Below are 18502 nucleotides of genomic sequence, written 5' to 3' on the forward strand. Positions count from 1 at the left end.
AGTGCTAGGCTGTGGCTACCGACAACCACGGAGGCGGGATGGGGGCGATCGTGTTGTTGCCGCTGTGCGTGGACGATGCCGCGCTCGACCGCTGCCTGGCCGCGCTGGATGCCGGCACCGCGCCGGGAACCGCGGTCTGGCTGGCCGATGACGCGCAGACCGGCCCGCGTGCGCAGGCGGTGGTGGAGCATTGGTTGGCGCATACGCCACTGCAGGCCGAATACACCCGCCGCGCGCGGCCGTTGGGCGAGGTCGCCCATCTCAATGAGATGCTGCGCGCCTGCGAGGGCATGGACGTGGCGGTGCTGGCGCCGGACAGCGTGCCCGCGCCGGGCTGGCTGCAGCAGCTGCAGGATGCCTTCGCCCGCGACGCCGCCATCGCCACCGCAACCCCGTGGTGCAATGCCGGCGAAACCGCTGCATGGCCGCGGCTGGGCGAAATCAATCCCGAACCGGAGGACCCGGCGCTGCTGGCACACACCTGTGCCACGCTGCCGGTGCTGCATCCGGAGCTGCCCTCGGCGGTCACCCACGCGGTACTGGTGCGCGGCAACGCACGCCGGCGTGCCGGCGGCCTGGACGTGGACAGCTACGCCGGCTGGAACGCGGCACTGGTGGACCTGAGCCTGCGCATGGCTGGCCTGGGATGGCGCAACGTGCTGTGCGAGACCGCCTTCGTCAGCCGGGCAGGGGAGGCGGTCAGCCGTGATGGCGATCTCGAGGCCCTGGCCGCGCGCTGGCCGGGGTGGGTGCCACGGTTGGCTGACTTCCTCATGCACGATCCGCTGCATGGCCTGCGTGTCGATCTGCAGCAGCGCATGCGGCAGGCGATAATGCCGAAGGAACAGGGTGACCTGTTCGTCTCGTCTTCCGCGCCGGAGCCTCCTGCTTGAATGTTGCCATTGCCGCCATCGTCGTCACCTACCAGAGCGGCAGCACCATCGACGCCTGCCTCTCGCGCCTGCGCCAGGCGCAGGACGTGGCCGAGATCCGGGTGATCGACAATGGCTCGATGGATGGCACGCTGGATATCGTGCAGCGCCATGCCAGCCACGACCCGCGCGTGCGTTTCGTCGGCAATCCGGACAATCCCGGCTTTGCCGCCGCCAACAACCAGGGCGTGGCCGATTCGCACAGCCCATGGCTGGCCTTCATCAACCCGGACCTGATGGTCGAACCGGAGACGTTGGCCGCACTGCGCAGCCGCGCGGAAGGACTGGGCGACTGCCTGCTCGGTGTCGAGCAGGTGGACGAGCAGGGCCATGCCGACGAAGCCGTGCGCCGCCGCGACCCGGATTTCCTGATGATGCTGCGCTCGCCGGGCAAGGGCTCGAAGCTGGCGGTGCCGCGTGACCCGCAGCAGGCGCTGCAGCGGGTGCCGGCGCTGTCCGGTGCGCTGCTGATGATGCCGCGTGCATTGTTCGACTGCATCGGAGGTTGGGACGCCGGCTATCGCCTGCATGCCGAAGACCTGGACCTGTGCCGGCGTGCACGCGAAGCCGGAGCAGTGGTGGCGATCGCCAATGACCTGCAGGTCACCCACGTTCGTGGCGTCTCCAGCCGCTCGCGGCCGTTCTTCGTGGAATGGCACAAGCACAAGGGCCTGTGGCGCTATTTCCAGAAGTTCGAGGCCAGGCAGCGTTCGCTGCCGGTGCGGGTAGCGGTGTGGGGCGCGATCTGGGCGCACGCGCTGATGCTGGTGCCGAAGCTGCTGCGCAAGGCGCTGTAGCGCCGCAAGAGCATCCACGCATGGCGTGGATCTACCAATGTTGTTTCCCGTGAGCTGAGTGTGGCCGCAGGCACCCCGGTTCACCCTGCCGGGCGCATAATCCGCCCCATGCCTATCATCCAGTCCCTGCTCGACACCGACCTGTACAAGTTCACCATGATGCAGGCGGTGCTCCACCAGCACCCCGGCGCCCAGGTGCAGTACCGGTTCAAGTGCCGCACGCCCGGCATCGACCTGGCCCATTACATCGACCAGATCGACGAAGAGATCGACCACCTGTGCAGCCTGCGTTTCAGCGACGCGGAGCTGGACTACATGCGTGGCCTGCGCTTCGTGAAGCCGGACTTCGCCGATTTCCTCGGCCTGTTCCACCTCGACCGCAAGTACATCCAGCTGCGCGCGTCGAAGACCGTGCCCGGCGAGATCGAACTGGACATCACCGGGCCCTGGCTGCACACCATCCTGTTCGAAGTGCCGCTGCTGGCGATCATCAACGAAGTCTGGTTCCGCAACACCACCACCGCCGACTTCGCCGAGGGCGAGCGCCGCCTGCAGGCCAAGGCCGCGCTGCTGCGTGATACCCCCGGCTTCGAGCAGTGCCGCATCGCCGACTACGGCAGCCGCCGCCGCTACTCGCGTGACTGGCATGCCCGTCTGCTGCCGCTGCTGCGCGATGCGCTCGGCCCGCAGCTGGTCGGCACCAGCAACGTGCACTTCGCCCGCCTGTACGGCATGACCCCGCACGGCACCATGGCCCATGAGTACCTGCAGGCATTCCAGGCGCTGGGCCCACGCCTGCGCGATTCGCAGGTGGCGGCACTGGAGTCGTGGGCACGCGAGTATCGCGGCGACCTCGGCATCGCGCTGTCCGACGTGGTCGGCCTGGATGCGTTCCTGCGCGACTTCGACATGTACTTCTGCAAGCTGTTCGACGGCGTCCGCCATGACTCCGGCGATCCGTTCGACTGGGGCGACCGCATGCTGGCCCACTTCCAGCAGCGCCGGGTGGATGCACGCAGCAAGGTGCTGGTGTTCAGCGACGGGCTCGACATCGCCAAGGTGATGCGCCTGTACGACTACTTCCGTGGTCGCTGCCAGGTCGCCTTCGGCGTCGGCACCCACCTGACCAATGATCTGGGGCCAACGCCGCTCAACATCGTCATCAAGATGGTCCGCTGCAACGGCCAGCCGGTGGCCAAGCTCAGCGATTCGCCGGGCAAGAGCATGTGCGACGACCCGGGCTACCTGGCCTATCTGCGCCAGGTGTTCGAGCTGCCGCCGGCGTAAACACGTCGGCTTACAGGTAGTCGACCACCACCAGGTAGGCGCCCTGCAGCGGCTGCTGCTTCGAAGCCTGCACGCTGTAACGCTCGGAGAAGGCGATATCGCCGGCGCGCATCGCGCTGGCCGACACCGACAGCTTCTGGCCCTGGCGCTTGCCGTCGCGCAGCGTCGCGGCCTGGCCATCGGCCAGCGCCGTCACGGCCACCGTCGAGCCCTTGGCCGAGGGCGGGCAGGCGGCCAGGCTCAGCTCACCCTGGGACAGGTTCGTCGTGCAGCCCGGCTCGGCGATACGGCCGCTGAAACGGATGCTGCCGCTGCTGGCCTGGGCCAGCGCACTGACGGACATCAGGGCCACACACAGCAGAATGGAGTTCCTCATGACACGTTCTCTGGTTCGGTGTGTCCTAGTTAGCGACAGGTCCGATCCGTCTTTAATAGGACAAATCCGAATCTGCTAGGGCCATCACCAAGAAAGAGTGATGCGCATCAAATAAGGCGATTTCCACCTGAAAAAAGCCTGTTTTCGCGCATGCCGAACGCGCCACGGGAAGCGTCATGCAGGGTCGTTTGTGACCTGATCGCCTTGCCGTCAAATCCCCCACGCCCGCCGGGCTCTCATTCCGCCTACCACGTCACATTTGAGGCGTCAATGAATTGGCGTTCAGAAAAATAATGAGACTTTCATCACAGTTGTGCCTATACTTGCGTCACGGATTCAGGGGAAGGTATGTCCGAGTCCGGCCACAGGTGAGACGCAAGGATGGGTCTTGATAGCCCGGCAGTGCTCCTTGCTTCCTCCTCTACTTCTCATCTCTTCAGTAGGGTTAGGTAAAAGCGAATGCACAAGATCAATATCATCGCCGCTCTGATGCTGGCCGCCGCTCCGCTGGCCGCCAACGCCGCCGACGGCACCATCACCTTCAACGGCAAGGTGACCGACAAGACCTGCACCATCTCGACCCCGGGCGGCAAGGACTTCGCCGTCAACCTGCCGACCGTGTCCAAGAACACCCTGGCCACCGCCGGCGCCGTTGCGGGCCGTACCCCGTTTGCCATCAACCTGACCAAGTGCAGCGCCGGCAACGTCGCCACCTACTTCGAGCCGGGTTCCACTGTTGACTTCAACAGCGGCCGCCTGGTCAACCAGGCTTCGGCCAACGCTGCCACCAACGTGCAGCTGCAGCTGCTGGGCTCGAACAACACGTTCCTGCCGATCAAGGCGGCTGGCACCGGTCTGGCCCAGGACAACTCGCAGTGGGTGACCGTGGCCGGCGACGGCACCGCCAACCTGAACTACTACGCTGAGTACTACGCCACTGCCGCCGCCACCCCGGGCGACGTCACCAGCAGCGTCAAGTACACGATCATCTACAACTGATCGAGTCGTACCCGCACTGGCCGGCGTACGCGCCGGCCAGTGCATCGCGGCCCCTGGCCACATACCTCGAGCGTAGTACTTCCGATGAAAGCATTCTTTCCCCGGGCGCTGCTGCTGGCAGCGTTCACGCTGCCCTTCTGCCAGAACGCTCTGGCCGGCGTGGTGGTCAATGGCACGCGAGTGATCTATCCGGCGCAGGCGCGCGAAGTCACCGTGCAGGTCGACAACGTGGGCGATTCGCCGGCGCTGGTGCAGGCCTGGATCGACAGCGGCGACGCCAACCAGACCGCCGACACCAGCGATGCCCCGTTCGTGCTGACGCCGCCGATCGCGCGCGTCGAGCCGGGCCGCAGCCAGGCGCTGCGACTGATCTTCTCCGGCGCGCAGCTGCCGACCGACCGCGAGTCGGTGTTCTGGCTCAACGTGCTGGATGTTCCGCCGTCCCCGGACAACGCCGACAGCGGCGAACAGAATTACCTGCAGGTCGCGTTCCGTTCGCGCCTGAAGCTTTTCTACCGGCCGCAGGGCCTGAAGGGCGTCGCCAACGACGCGCCCGCAGCGCTGCGCTGGACCCGCACGGGCGACCGTCTGCGGGTGGAAAACCCGAGCCCCTTCCACGTCACTCTGGCCGAAGTACATGCCGTGACCGGCAGCAGTGAAAAGGCCGTCGAGGACAAGGGCGCGATGGTCGCGCCGAAGCAGAGCCTGGAGTTCGCCGCACCGGCGGGCACCGACCAGGTCCGCTTCATCACCATCAACGACTACGGCGGCCGGGTGGAACACACCATCCGCCTCGGCAGCACCGGGGGCTGAACGCGCCGCGCCGGCCTTGGGCCTGCGCATCCCGCCACCGCCGCTGTGCGGCGAATTGAAGGAATGTCAGTGTGATCGGAAACAGATTGACATTGTCGATCCATCAGGCGCTTTGCCTGTTGGTTGCTGGCGTGGCCTGCCCAGGATGGGCGCTGGCTGCCCCGGCCAATCTCGGCGAACAGGCGCTGATGGCGCAGAGTGGTGCGGCCAATGCGCGTGCACCGGAATCGGCCCAGTTCAACTCCAGCTTCCTGTCTGGCCAGGCCAAGCAGGTCGATCTGGCGGCCTTCAGCAACGGCAACCCGATGGTGGCCGGCAACTACCGTGTCGACGTCTACGTCAACGGTGCCTGGCAGGGCCGTCGCGATCTGCAGTTCAAGGCCGATGCGCAGGGCCGTGTCGACGCCTGCCTGCCGCTGCCGATGCTGGAAGAAATGGGCGTGGACAGCGAAGCCGTGCTGCTGCAGCAGGATCCGTCCGTGCCGACCGACAAGACCAGCTGCGTGCCGGTCCAGCAGCGCATGGCCAATGCCTATGGTGTCTATGACAGCGGCAACCTGCGCTACGACCTGAGCATCCCGCAGGTGTTCCTGCGTCGTGAGGCACGCGGCTACGTCAACCCGGCGCTGTGGGACCGCGGCATCAATGCCGGCTTCGTCGGCTACAGCTTCAATGCCATCGACAGCGACAGCCGTGTCGAAGGTGGCCAGCGCAACCGCAGTGCCTACCTCGGCCTCAACGCCGGCATGAACCTGGGTGGCTGGCAGTTCCGCCACGATTCGAACCTGACCTGGTCCGAGGGCGATGGCCGCCATTGGCAGAGCATCGCCACCTATGCGCAGCGCGGCATCCCGCAGGTGCGCGGCATGCTCACCATCGGTGAGGCCTACACCACCGGTGAACTGTTCGACTCGATCGGTTACCGCGGTGCCAGCCTGGCCAGCGACGACCGCATGCTGCCCGATTCGCTGCGCGGTTACGCGCCGGTTGTGCGCGGCATCGCCGAGACCAACGCACGCATCGAAGTGCGCCAGAACGAGCAGCTGATCTACTCCTCCACCGTGTCGCCGGGCAGCTTCGTCATCGACGACCTGTACCCGACCGGCTACGGCGGCGACCTGGAAGTGAGCGTGATCGAGGCCGATGGCCGCCGCCGCGAATTCAAGGTTCCGTTCGGTTCGGTGCCGCAGATGCTGCGCGAAGGCGTGTCGCGTTACTCGCTGACGGCCGGCCAGGTGCGCAACAAGCTGCTGGCCGATGAGCCGTGGCTGGTGCAGGGCACCTACCAGCGCGGTATCGGCAACCAGCTGACGCTGTACGGCGGCAGTGCACTGAGCGATGGCTACCTGTCGCTGCTGTACGGCGTCGGCCTGTCCACGCCGGTTGGCGCGTTCGCCGCCGACATCACCCACGCACGTACGACGTTCGACCACTACGGCAACCACACCGGTGCCAGCGTGCGCTTGAGCTACAGCAACATGATCGGCGAGACCGGGACCAACCTGACCCTGGCCGCCTACCGTTATTCGACCGAAGGCTTCTACAGCCTGCAGGACGCGCTGTATGGCCGTGATTCGGACAAGCGCGGCATCGATCCGACCACCCGTGGCCGCCAGCGCAGCCAGTTCCAGGTAACGCTGAACCAGCCGCTGGGCCGTCGCGGCGGCGCGCTGTACGTGACCGGCTCGGTGCGTGACTTCTACGACCGCCCCGGCACCTCCAAGCAGTATCAGGTGGGCTACAACAACGCCTGGCGTTCGGTGAACTACGGCTTCTCGGCGCTGCGCACCGAAGAGGGCGTGCTCGGCCGTTCCGATACCCAGTACCTGCTGTCGATGAGCGTGCCGCTGGGTCGTGGTTCGCACCCGGTGTCGTTCAGCGCCGACCTCGGCGTGCGCGAGCGCGGTGGCTACGACAACAGCCGCGTTGGCATCACCGGTTCGACCGGCATCGACAACAACTTCAGCTACGGTGTGGCGCTGTCCGACTCCCGCGAAGGTGGCACCACCGCGGTGGGCAGTGCGGAATACCGCAGCCGCTACAGCGCGTTGAACGCGACCTACAGCCACTCGCGCGATTTCCGCCAGGCGTCGGTCGGTGCCAACGGCAGCGTGGTCGTGCATCCGGGCGGCTTCACCTTCACCCCGCAGCGTGGCGACACCATGGTGCTGGTGGAAGCACCGGGCGCGCGCGATGCGATCGTCAGCAACGCCCCGGGCCTGCGCGTCGACGGCCGTGGCTATGCGGTGGTCCCGTACGTGTCGCCGTACCGCCTCAATACCGTCACCCTCGATCCGCAGGGCATGGCCCACGACGTCGAGCTGGAAAGCACCAGCCAGTCGATCGCGCCGTTCGCCGGTGCCATCAGCTACCTGCGCTTCGATACCCGCAAGGGCAACGCGCTGCTGATCCAGGTGCGCAACACCGATGGCCGCACCATGCCGTTCGGTGCGCAGGTCAAGGACGAGCAGGGCCAGCCGGTGGGCATGGTCAGCCAGGGCGGCCGCCTGTACGTGCGCAGTGACAGGAACCAGGGCAGCCTGCTGGTGGAGTGGGGCGCCGGCGCCGACCAGCGCTGCACCGTCGATTACCAGGTTCCGGCAGGCGCCGATGCGTCCAAGACCGGCTTCATCCCGCTGGAGGCAGCATGCCGATGATTTCTTCCCGTGGCCGTAAGCTGCTTGCCACCGTGGCCATCTTGGGAGGTATTACCCTCGCCAGCCCGGCGTTGGCAACCTGCTACATCACGCAGCAGGGTTTTGTCGCGCAGGACGTGCAGATGGACATGGGGCAGATCGTCATTCTGCCCAACCTGCCGGTCGGTGGTTTGATCAAGGAACTGATCGTGCCGATCAACCAGCGTAACAACATAGGCACATGTGATCGCTGGGGGGGCAGCGCCAATGGCCGCTTCGTCAACGCTGCACAACAGAATGCTGTGCCAGGTTTCAACGACGTCTATGCTACCGACGTTGCGGGGGTCGGTATCCGTGTCTATCGCGATTCCGGTTCCATCCAGACTTACTACCCGCATACTCTGCCACTGCCCGGCAATCGCACGTTGACACTCAATGGTGGGCGTTTCCGGGTTGAACTGATCAAGACGGCCGCGCAGACGGGGTCGGGCATCATCGCGCCCAACGGTCGCTTCACCACCTACTATCTCGACGGCGACGGCCCTGGCCGTCCGGAACTGACCTCCACCTTCAAGGGCTCGGGCACCACCGTGGTCAGCCCGACCTGTGAAGTGCAGGCCGGCAGCCGCAACATTGCTGTCGATTTCGGCAGCGTGCCCAACACCACCTTCACCGGTGTCGGTTCCAAGGCTGTCGATCGCGATTTCGAGATCCGCCTGAACTGCCAGGGCAGCAACGTTGCTGCCTACCAGAGCAAGATCGGCATCCGCCTCGACGCCGACCAGGACAGCTCGAACATGCCCGGCGTGCTGAAGCTGAGTGCGGCCACCAACAGCGCCACCCGTATCGGCATCCAGATGGTCCAGCGCGATGGCAGCACCGAGCGCGAAGTGCGTTTCGGCCAGACCGTCAACGTCGGCACCACCGTGCCGGGTACCAGTGTCATGGCGCTGCCGCTGCGTGCCCGCTATGTGCAGACCCAGGCCGGCACGGTGGGTGCAGGTGTCGCAAACGGCCAGGCCACCTTCACCATCCAGTACGAGTAAGTCGGCCGCAGGCCGCGCCACTGCTGCGTTCCACCGCAACGTCGCCCGTTCCACGGGCGGCGTTGACTGCGTCTTGATCTTCCAACGATGAAGATCAATGCCACGACGCGCGTACCATCATTCGAATGTGATGTACGTCGCGATTTTGGAGTTTCCTCATGAGGTGACCGTCTCCTGCCTGCGGGTGTTGGACGGGAACGCCGAAAGGATCCAGACGTGGCTACAGCTCCTGGCATTCCCTCGCGCCGGCCTTTCGGAGCGCTGCGATGAAGGTCCTGTCGGTGTTCGGCACGCGACCGGAAGCGATCAAGATGGGGCCGCTGGTAAGGGCCCTGGCGGAGGCTGCGGACATCGAATCGGTGGTCTGCATCACCGGCCAGCACCGGGCGATGCTGGACCAGGTGATGTCGCTGTTCGCGATCACCGCCGACCATGACCTCGATGTCATGGTGCCCAACCAGACGCTCAATGGCCTGTGTTCCAAGCTGTTCGAACGGCTTGACGCGCTCTACACGCAGGTTCGTCCGGACCGGGTACTGGTGCACGGCGATACCACCACGGCGATGACCGCCGCACTGGCTGCGTTCCACCACCGCATTCCGATCGGTCACGTCGAGGCCGGCCTGCGCACCGGCGACATCAACCGGCCGTGGCCGGAGGAAATGAACCGGCGGGTGATCGATGTGGTCGGCCACCAGCTGTACGCGCCCACGCCCAGCTCGCGCGCCAACCTGGCCGGTGAACACCTGGGCGGGCAGATCCTGGTCACCGGCAATACCGTCATCGATGCCCTGCAGCAGACCGTAGAGCGGCTGGATGCCGACCCGGCGCTGCGTGCGCGGGCTGACGAACCCTTCCACATGCTTGACCCCGATCGTCGCCTGCTGCTGGTCACCGGCCATCGCCGCGAGAGTTTCGGCCAGGGCTTCGAGGACATCTGCCGTGCGCTGGCCGAGCTGGCGCGGCGGCCGGACCTGCAGGTGCTGTACCCGGTGCACCTCAACCCGAACGTGCAGGGCCCGGTCAACGCCCACCTCGGCCATCTCGACAACGTGCACCTGGCGCCGCCGCAGGACTACCTGCGCTTCGTGCGCCTGATGCAGCGCGCCGACGTCATCCTCACCGACTCCGGTGGCGTGCAGGAAGAAGCGCCTGCGCTGGCCAAGCCCGTGCTGGTCATGCGCGACGTCACCGAACGCCCGGAGGCGGTCGAGGCCGGAGTGGTGACGCTGGTCGGCACCAGGCCCTCGCGCATTGTCGAGGCGGTCAACGCGGCACTGGCACAACCACCGCACCCGACCCGCTTCGATCCCGACGCCAGCCCCTACGGCGATGGCCGTGCCAGCGCGCGCATCGTCGCCGCCCTGCGTGGCACGCCCCTTCCCGAATTCTCGCCCGGCCTCCGCAACAGCGGTGCCGCCCACTCCCATCCACGCGAAGTGACGCCATGACCCAGACCGGCCGCTCTCCCCTGTTTGCATCCGCCGCCGCGTTCGTCCTGTCGGGCGTGGTTGCCAGTGCCCATGCCGCCGACAGCGTCGCCGGCCAATTCGCCGAATGGAGCGGCGACAGCACGGTCAACCGGCAGATGACCCTGCGTGAACTCGGTTTCCGCCAACCGCTGGTGCTCAGCGGGCAGGAGAGCCAGCGCGAGGTCTACCTGCCGGTGCCGGCCGGCGTCGCCACCCGCGATGCGCAGCTGCAGCTGGACGGGCGCTATGTGCGCGGCCACGCCGGGCGCACTTCCGGCCTGTGGTCGGTCGATGGCGATCCGATCGCCGCGCGCTCGATCACCGACGCGCAGGGCGACGCCAGCCAGCTGCTGGCCATTGATGGCGAACCTCGCCAGAACGGCTTCGTGCGGGTCGGCGTCGGCTGGTGGTCGATCGTCTCCGACTACCAATGTGCCGACCAGAGCGCGCCGGCCAACGTGTTGCGGCTGTCGCCGGACTCGCGTTTCAGCTACCGCTTCGATGGCCGGGCCGTGGACACCGTGGCCAAGGCCTGGGGCGCGCTGCCACCGCAGGTGCGCCTGCTGGTGGACGGCAAGGCGCTGCAGGCGCTGGCCTACGATGCCGCCTGGCGCGTCGGTACCGCGTTGCAGGGCGGTGGCAAGCAGGTGCAGGTGGTGGCGCTGCCCAAGGTCGGTGACAGTGTCGACCTGGCCGGCATCAGCATCCCGGCCAGCCTGCAGGGCGTGCCGGCCTACGCCGCGCTGGCCACGGGCGAGCGCGCGCACGCGATCAAGGACCTGGCCGAAGTCGGCGCGCTGCTGTCGCTGCGTGACAGTGGGCCGCTGGCGGCCGATGTGATGATCGGCAGTGACGCACTGCGCGCCGGCGTACGCGCGGCACTGGACGCGCTGGCCGTACAGGTTGCGGCTACGGGGGCCGATGCGGGCGCTGCCTTCGCCGCGTGGCGCGGTACCGATATGGGCGGCATGGAAAAGCCCACGGCCAACGCATCGGTCAGCGTGGTCGCCGTTGCTGGCCGTCCGACGCTGGTGGTCGACCCGGCGGCGGCGGGCAAGGTCGCCGGGTTGTTCGCCGAACAGTGGCGCAGCTATGCGCTGGGCCGCAGCCTGCAGGTCAGCGCGGTGGGAACACCGAAGCTGGACGGAGACCAGGTGCTGCTGAGCCGGCTCGGCAACATCGCCGGTACGATGGATGTGGTCACCCGCGCGGACCGCAGTGCCACCTTCGACCTCGGCGCGCTGTCGGCCGATGGGCGCCTGCCCGAGGAAGTGGTGATCGATGTCTCGGCGGCGCCCAACGCCGCCGGGCAGGGCGCGGTGGCCACGATCCATTTCAACGATTACCTGCTGGGCGGCAAGGTGCTGTCGGCCAATGGCCAGCCGCAACGGCTGGTGGCCAAGGTGCCGGCCTACGCGCTGTCGGCGCGCAACGAGATCCGCGTCAGCTTCCTGCGCCAGCCGGCACGACCTTATTGCCACGATCCCGCCACCGCCTATCCTGTCTCGATCCTGCCCAGCAGCCACCTGACCCTGGCCAAGCGGTCGCTGGGCAGTGATTTCGTCGGCGCCAGCAGTCAGCTGTCGCGCGGCAACCAGGTGTTCGTGCCTGCCACGTGGCTGCAGGATGCACCGGCATCGCTGCGCAAGGTGATTGCGGTGGCCAGTGCAGTGGGTGCCTCGCCGGAGGCGTCGGAACTGAAGGTGGTCGATGCCGGTGCGGCGGTCAGCCCGGGTGCGCCGTGGCTGGCGTTCGGTGTGGCGCCATCGGGTGTCGATGTGGCCGGCCTGAAGGATGGGCACCTGCTGATCGGCGGGAAGCCGCAGCCGCTGCTGGATGTCAGCGGGTTGGACCGGGCCGCGGTGGTGCAGGTCGGCACCTCCGGCGGACAGCTCGGCGTGCTGTACAGCGACCTGGGCGCACAGGCACCGTCATTCGGCGCACCGTTCCGGCTGCTGCGCGGTGATCTCGCCGTGCTCGACGGCAGTGATGCCGTGCGCGAATTCGACCGCCAGGATCCCTATGGCACGCGTATCGCGCAGGACGGCAATCCGCAATCGAAGTGGGAACGGCACATGGTCTGGTTGCTGCTGCTGGTCGGCGTGATCGTGTTCGCGCTGCTGGCCGCCCGCGTTACCCAGGTGCGCCGCCGCAAGTCCGCCAACACAGGGCACTGATCCACCGTGGACGGTCTGTTCTGGAATATCCAGCTGGCCAACTACTACGCTGCCCTGGAAACCACGGCGGCGGCGGTGGCCGTGCTGATCCTGATCTCCAGCCTCGATGACCTGTTCATCGATGTCTGGTACTGGGTGCGCGAGAGCTGGCGCGCACTTACCATCAAGCGTCGCGATGCCTACAAGCCGTTGACCCAGGAAGACCTGATGCAGCGGCCGCAACAGCCGCTGGCAATCATGGTGCCGGCGTGGATGGAGTACGACGTCATCGCGCAGATGGTGGAGAACATGATCAACGTGCTCGACTACCGCGAGTACGTGGTGTTCGTCGGCACCTATCCCAACGACCAGCAGACCATCGACGAAGTGGAGCGCATGCGCCGCCGCTACAAGCGCCTGCGCCGCGTGGAAGTGCCGCATGACGGGCCGACCAGCAAGGCCGACTGCCTGAACTGGCTGATCCTGGCCATCTTCGATTACGAGAAACGCCACGACATCGAGTTCGCCGGGGTGATCCTGCACGACAGCGAGGACGTGCTGCACCCGATGGAACTGCGCTTCTACAACTACCTGCTGCCGCGCAAGGACATGATCCAGTTGCCGGTCACCTCGCTGGACCGCGAGTGGTACGAACTGGTGGCCGGCGTCTACATGGACGAGTTCGCCGAATGGCATGCCAAGGATCTGGTGGTGCGTGAAAGTGTTTCCGGCATGGTGCCGTCGGCGGGCGTCGGCACCTGCTTCTCGCGGCGCGCGCTGCTGGCACTGAGCGCGCAGACCGACAACCAGCCCTTCAACACCGACAGCCTCACCGAGGACTACGACGTCGGTGCGCGGCTGGCGGCGATGGGGATGCAGTCGATCTTCGCGCGCTTCCCGGTGCAGTTCCGCGTGCGTCGCCCGTCCTGGTTCGGCTGGGGCCCGGTACGCGAGCGCACCCAGCAGATGGCGCTGTGCGTGCGCGAGTACTTCCCCGACAACTTCCGCGCATCGTACCGGCAGAAGGCGCGGTGGGTGCTGGGCATCGGCCTGCAGAGCTGGGAGTCGCTGGGCTGGCGCGGCTCGCTGGCCACCAAGTACCTGCTGGCGCGCGACCGCAAGGGCATCATCACCTCGTTCGTCAGCATCATCGCCTACGTCATCTTCCTGCAGCTGCTGCTGTTCTGGCTGTTGAAGATGACCGGGCTGTGGACGATGCAGTTTCCCAGCGTGTTCCAGGCCGGTACCTGGCAGATGAACGTGGCGCTGCTGACCACGGCGGCGCTGGCCACCCGCGTCGTGCAGCGCTTCTACTTCGTCAACCGGCTGTATGGCTGGGAACACGCGCTGATGTCGATCCCGCGCATGGTGGTCGGCAACATGATCAATTTCATGGCCACCGCACGCGCGTGGAAGGTGTTCCTGGCCTACCTGCTGTTCGGCAAGCGCATGGTCTGGGACAAGACCATGCACGACTTCCCGGATGCGGCGCAGCTGGTGCAGACCCGCAAGCAGCTCGGTGAGCTGTTGAGCACCTGGCAGGCGGTGGAACCCGAACGCCTGCAGCAGGCGCTGGATCAGCAGCAGGCAGGCCGCCAGCAGCCGTTGGGCCGCATCCTGCTCACCCAGGGCTGGCTGGATGATGAAACGCTGGCCGAGGCGATCGCCTTCCAGGGCGACCTGCCACGCGCGGTCATCGACGTGGACTACCTGCGCGCCTGCCAGTTCCCGGTCAGTGCCGATGCCTGCGTGCAATGGCGCATGCTGCCACTGCCACCGCGCCAGCAAGGCACCCTGCGGCTGGCCGTGGCCAGCCCATTGCCCGAAGAGGCGTTGGCACTGCTGAAGCAGGAAACCCGCAGCGAGCACGTTGAACAGAGCATCGCCCGCGAAAGCGAAATCAACGCGGGCCTGCGCCTGATCGGCGGCGACCGGCAGTGGCACCTGGACAACGTGCCCTTGCTGGGTGACCTGCTGGTGGAGATGCGCCTGATCGACCACGCGCGGTTCGAGATCGCACTGGACCACTACATGCCGCAGCGCGACGGCCGTATCGGCGATTACCTGGTGAAGCAGGGCATCACCACCGAGGAGGCCGTGGCCCAGGCCATGCAGGAACAGCGCCGGCGTGCGGCCACGCTGCAGTCACCGCCTCCCGGAGCCTTGCCGGCATGAAGACCACGCTGCTGTCCACCGTCATTGCTGTCGCGTTGGCCACGGCCAGCGTATCGGTACAGGCCCAGGCCGATGCGCAGCTGCCATTGTCTGGAGCTGCCTACCGTATCGCCGAACAGGCGTTTGCCGCCTATGAGCGTGGTGACTACCGAGCGGCGTACCAGCAGTCCACTGAAGCGATCCGGCTGCGCCGGATGTGGTGCGGCTGCGCCTGCTGCAGATCTATGCGCTGCAGAAGCTCGGTCGTGGCGCAGAAGCGCAGCAGCAGGCGCGGCGTGCGCTGGACGCGGGGATGAAAGATCCGGCCTTGCCGGCGCTGGCGGCTGCCACCGCTGCACGTAGCGCGGCAACCGGAGGCGAAGGTGCGCGCACGACATCCCCATCGCGTCCGGTCGGCAGCGCCGCAGACCGCAGCAGGCAGCAGGCCTACGCGCTGGCCACCGAGGCGTACGCGGCCTATGACGCCGGGCGGATGGGAGAGGCGGCCAGCAAGGCCGAGCAGGCGTTCCGACAGCAGCCGAAACAGGGCGCATGGGCCCTGCTGTGGGTGGCGGCACTGGAGGCACAGCAACAGCCCGAACAGGCCGACGCCGCCATCGGCACCGCGCTGCAGCTGGGTGCACCGAATGCCGAGGCGCTGCGCACGCGGCGCGTGGCATTGGGTCGCCAACGCGCCCTGCTGCAGGCCCAGCAGGCCTATCAATCGCTGTCCGCAGGCGAGGATGCCGCCGCCATTGAGCATGCACACGCTGCCGTGGAACTGGCCCCCGACGTGGCTTCATACCGGCTGCTATTGATCACCGCGCAGCTGCAGGGCGATCAGCTGGCCGACGCTGAGCACAGTGCTGATCAGGCATTGCAGGTGGATGCCAACGACCTCAATGCGCGGGTCATGCGCGGTTACCTGCGCCAGCGCCAGGGCAGCACGTTGCGGGCCAATGAAGATTTCGACGCCGCGCTTGCCACGCCGGGATCAACCGCGCAGCAGCGCAACGTGCGACTGCTGGCGGTAGATGCGGCACTGGCCGCAGGTGATCGGGTACGCGCTGCTGCACTGCTGGCACCGTTGCAGGCGGCGGTACCGCCAGCGGAAGGCGATGCACGGACACGGCAGCTGCTGCAGCAGGGCATCGAGCAACGCAGCCGGGCGATCCGCTCCAGTCGCGAGCTTCCGCGTATGAGCGCGCAGACCTATCCGGCGCCGTTCCAGCACTGCCAGTCGGGCGACACAGGCAATGTCTGCGAGTTGATGCCGGCCGACCTGCAGGGCGACGGCGGTGCCGCACAGCGTGCCTATGCTGCCTACGCGCGCCAGGATTACACCGATGCCATCGGTGAGGCACGGCAGGCCGTGCAACTCGCACCGGACGACGCGAACCTGCAAGCCCTGCTGACCACCACGCTGGCAGCGGGCAACCGCGCACAGCAGGACGAAGCACGGCAGCGCCTGGATGCGGCACTGGCACAGCGTCCTGACGATGCGGAGGCGCTGATGCAGCGCGGCTACCTCAACCAGAAGGCGCACGAACCTGCGCAGGCACTGGCCGACTTCCGTGCCGCCGAGGCCACCGGCAAGGCACCGAAAAGCGTGGTGCTCGACCAGGCCTACGCCAGCGCAGCCAACGGCGATCATCCACAGGCGGTGACCCTGCTGCGTAGCGCCATCGACCGCGCCGACGTCGGTGAGCTGCCGCTGGATGGGCACCAGCGCTACAACGTGCGCAATGCCATCGCCAACTATTCACGCGAGTGGGGCGTGGTCGCCTCGGCGGGTTTCCGGGGTGCGCGCCAGGCCGCAACCAATGTCGGCGGTGCGGCGATCAGTACGCCCGGCGATTCGGTGTTCAGTACGCTGGAGGCGTTCTGGCGGCCCCCGGCCTTCAACGACCAGCATGGCACGCTGGAGCTCTACGCACGCCTGCTCAACACGCTGTACGACGAGGGCGGCACCTACGAGTCGATCCGTGCGGTGGATCCGTGCACCGGCGAATCAACGCCGGATGCGCGTGCACGCGCCGAGCGCCTCAGTCATTCGCGCTCGACCACCGGCTGGCCGTCCACCATCGCCTCGTTCGGCCTGCGCTACGCCTTTGGCCAGACCGGTCTGAGCGCAGGCATCGAGCGCCGCCAGTTCCTGGGCAGTGCCACCCGCCAGGGCGAGGTCTACCCCGCATCGGCAGCGGTGCAGTGCCGCCTGCAGCTGGCCCTGAACCGGCCACTGGAAGCCAGCACGCTGGCGCGCTACCGCTTGGCCAGCGGTTCCGGTGGATGGATGTCCTACCTGACCTACGGCTATTACCACGGCACCGATCTGCGCACCGATGTGAACCAGTGGTGGATGGTCAGTGGCTATGCGCAGGGGGGATATACCTGGGACGACAACGGTGCCACCTTCACCCTCGACGCGCTCGATGCCAACGGCACGCCGGTGCGGCGGATCGGCGACGCCAACGGGCGCCTGCATCGCGAACAGTGGTTCGCTGCCGGTGAACTGCGCGCCGGGCGCAGCTTCCGTTTCGGTGCCGGGCAGACGCACTGGGTGGTCACACCCTATGTCGTGGTTGGCGCCGATTGGCTGGACCAGCGCTCGCGCGTGCGCGACATCCGTTACCCGCTGTTCCCGGCGCAGTCGTTCGCGCTCAACGATACGCAGCGCAGCTGGTCACTTGGCGCAGGGCCAGGCGTGGGCATGCGTTACTGGTTCCGCGAGGACCACCACAACACGCCGCGTTCCTACCTGGACCTGACCGTGCAGTACCGCATCGCCATCGGCGGTGGTGATACGCAGCGTGCCAAGGGCCTGTTCGCCACCGCCATCCTCTACTACTGAGGCAGGCCCCAGCGTCGCCGCAGCGCTGCGGCCTGCGGTGTGTCCTGGGTCAGCCATGGCTCCAATGCATAGACCAGCACGTGCTGTGCGCCGCTGTCGCGTGCCCATGCCAACTGCCGCTGGATGCGTGCGGCATCGGCCGTTTCGCCCTTGAATCCGCTGCCGTCGGCGGGGCCGCCGGGCAGTTCGCGGAACAGTTCAACGATCGCATCGAAACCGATGCCGTTGGCATGGAGATGATCGAGCAGCGGTTGCAGCTGCTGCACGTTGCCGGCGCCGGCCACCCCCACGCCGTCCTGTACCATGGGCCGCACGGCCGCGTGCGCGAGTACCGCCTGCCACAGCGTGACCAGGTTGCCATTGGTCTGCAGGCGGCTGAAGTAACAGGAGATCGCACAGTCACCGCCGCGTGCGCCAGCAGCCTGCACCAGGCCGTGCAACCACTGCGCCAGCCACAGCTGGCGGGCCGGATCGGCCCAGTGGTACTGCTCCAGTTCGTAGGGCAGGTACCAGCCCCCGAAGGCCGGCTGCTGCGCCCAGGGCGCCTGTGCCAACCAGCGGCGTGCGTGCGCCAGGCTGTCGGCCAGGAACGCCTGCAGCGTGGCATCGTCGGCGCCGATAGCCTGCCACCAGCGTTGCTGGAAGGGCAGGCCGACGCGGATGCGGATGTCGTTCTCGCTGGCGGCGGTGAACAGCTGCTGCAGGCTGCTGTCCGGCAGCGACCAGTCGCCGTCGCTGCCACCGACGATGCCGGTCCACTGCAGCACCAGCTGCCGGCAGCCCAGCGTACGTGCAAGCTTCAAGGATCGCTGCCAGTCGGCCAGGTCCCACTGCAGGTGGCTGCGCCAGGGCTGCAGGAAGGTGCCATCCACCTGCACCGGCAGCGAGCAGCCGGGCAGGGTGGCGAGCGTCCCGGCCAACGGCGCCAGAACCGCCGCGCGCAGCAATCGACGGCGCAACGGCGAAGACGGATCCGCGGGAAG

Annotated in this window: 12 protein-coding genes and 1 pseudogene; 11 read left to right on the plus strand and 2 right to left on the minus strand. The window is 67.1% G+C overall.

Annotated elements, in window-relative coordinates:
• Nucleotides 1-38 precede the first annotated feature (38 nt).
• From ACZK33_RS03005 to pncB, 3 genes are all read left to right on the plus strand, one after another.
• Nucleotides 39-893, plus strand: a complete 855-nt coding sequence (locus ACZK33_RS03005; RefSeq protein ID WP_423175424.1) for a glycosyltransferase family 2 protein — start codon at nucleotides 39-41, stop codon at nucleotides 891-893.
• Nucleotides 890-1729 (plus strand): glycosyltransferase family 2 protein, encoded by an 840-nt coding sequence (locus tag ACZK33_RS03010; RefSeq protein ID WP_049398157.1) that lies wholly within the window; start codon nucleotides 890-892, stop codon nucleotides 1727-1729. The genes ACZK33_RS03005 and ACZK33_RS03010 overlap by 4 nt, the downstream gene beginning before the upstream one ends.
• Before the next feature lie 108 nt (nucleotides 1730-1837).
• Nucleotides 1838-3016, plus strand: coding sequence for a nicotinate phosphoribosyltransferase (gene pncB, locus ACZK33_RS03015; protein ID WP_010482009.1), 1179 nt, complete (start codon nucleotides 1838-1840; stop codon nucleotides 3014-3016).
• A 10-nt stretch (nucleotides 3017-3026) separates the two neighbouring features.
• Here the strand turns inward: pncB and ACZK33_RS03020 are convergent, their stop codons facing one another.
• Nucleotides 3027-3392 (minus strand): hypothetical protein, encoded by a 366-nt coding sequence (locus ACZK33_RS03020; protein ID WP_014645902.1) that lies wholly within the window; start codon nucleotides 3390-3392, stop codon nucleotides 3027-3029.
• 459 nt (nucleotides 3393-3851) lie between these two features.
• On the opposite strand from ACZK33_RS03020, the gene ACZK33_RS03025 reads away from it, so the two are divergent.
• The 8 genes and pseudogenes from ACZK33_RS03025 (at nucleotide 3852) to ACZK33_RS03060 (ending at nucleotide 17519) form a co-directional block, all read left to right on the plus strand.
• Nucleotides 3852-4391 (plus strand): fimbrial protein, encoded by a 540-nt coding sequence (locus ACZK33_RS03025; RefSeq protein WP_423175423.1) that lies wholly within the window; start codon nucleotides 3852-3854, stop codon nucleotides 4389-4391.
• 84 nt (nucleotides 4392-4475) lie between these two features.
• Nucleotides 4476-5204 (plus strand): fimbrial biogenesis chaperone, encoded by a 729-nt coding sequence (locus ACZK33_RS03030; protein WP_032128056.1) that lies wholly within the window; start codon nucleotides 4476-4478, stop codon nucleotides 5202-5204.
• Between the two features lie 92 nt (nucleotides 5205-5296).
• On the plus strand, nucleotides 5297-7861 hold the full coding sequence (locus tag ACZK33_RS03035; RefSeq protein WP_423175426.1) for a fimbria/pilus outer membrane usher protein: 2565 nt from the start codon (nucleotides 5297-5299) through the stop codon (nucleotides 7859-7861).
• On the plus strand, nucleotides 7852-8886 hold the full coding sequence (locus tag ACZK33_RS03040; protein ID WP_049399831.1) for a fimbrial protein: 1035 nt from the start codon (nucleotides 7852-7854) through the stop codon (nucleotides 8884-8886). Before ACZK33_RS03035 ends, ACZK33_RS03040 begins: the two co-directional genes overlap by 10 nt.
• Nucleotides 8887-9152: 266 nt before the next feature.
• A complete protein-coding gene (gene wecB, locus ACZK33_RS03045) occupies nucleotides 9153-10337 on the plus strand; it encodes a non-hydrolyzing UDP-N-acetylglucosamine 2-epimerase (RefSeq protein WP_423175420.1) in 1185 nt (394 codons plus the stop codon).
• Nucleotides 10334-12535 carry a hypothetical protein gene (locus ACZK33_RS03050; RefSeq protein ID WP_423175419.1) on the plus strand — a complete coding sequence of 734 codons (2202 nt, stop codon included), beginning with the start codon at nucleotides 10334-10336 and terminating at the stop codon, nucleotides 12533-12535. The genes wecB and ACZK33_RS03050 overlap by 4 nt, the downstream gene beginning before the upstream one ends.
• A gap of 6 nt (nucleotides 12536-12541) precedes the next feature.
• The gene (locus ACZK33_RS03055) at nucleotides 12542-14689 is read left to right on the plus strand and encodes a glycosyl transferase family protein (RefSeq protein ID WP_423175417.1); all 2148 of its coding nucleotides are present in this window, start codon (nucleotides 12542-12544) and stop codon (nucleotides 14687-14689) included.
• Nucleotides 14686-17519, plus strand: a pseudogene (locus ACZK33_RS03060) (NfrA family protein). Before ACZK33_RS03055 ends, ACZK33_RS03060 begins: the two are co-directional and overlap by 4 nt.
• On the opposite strand, the gene ACZK33_RS03065 reads toward ACZK33_RS03060, so the two are convergent.
• Nucleotides 17513-18478, minus strand: coding sequence for a DUF4434 domain-containing protein (locus ACZK33_RS03065; RefSeq protein ID WP_423175414.1), 966 nt, complete (start codon nucleotides 18476-18478; stop codon nucleotides 17513-17515). The pseudogene ACZK33_RS03060 and the gene ACZK33_RS03065 overlap by 7 nt on opposite strands.
• Nucleotides 18479-18502: the final 24 nt, after the last annotated feature.

Source organism: Stenotrophomonas sp. 86156_Sma, from assembly GCF_056481625.1.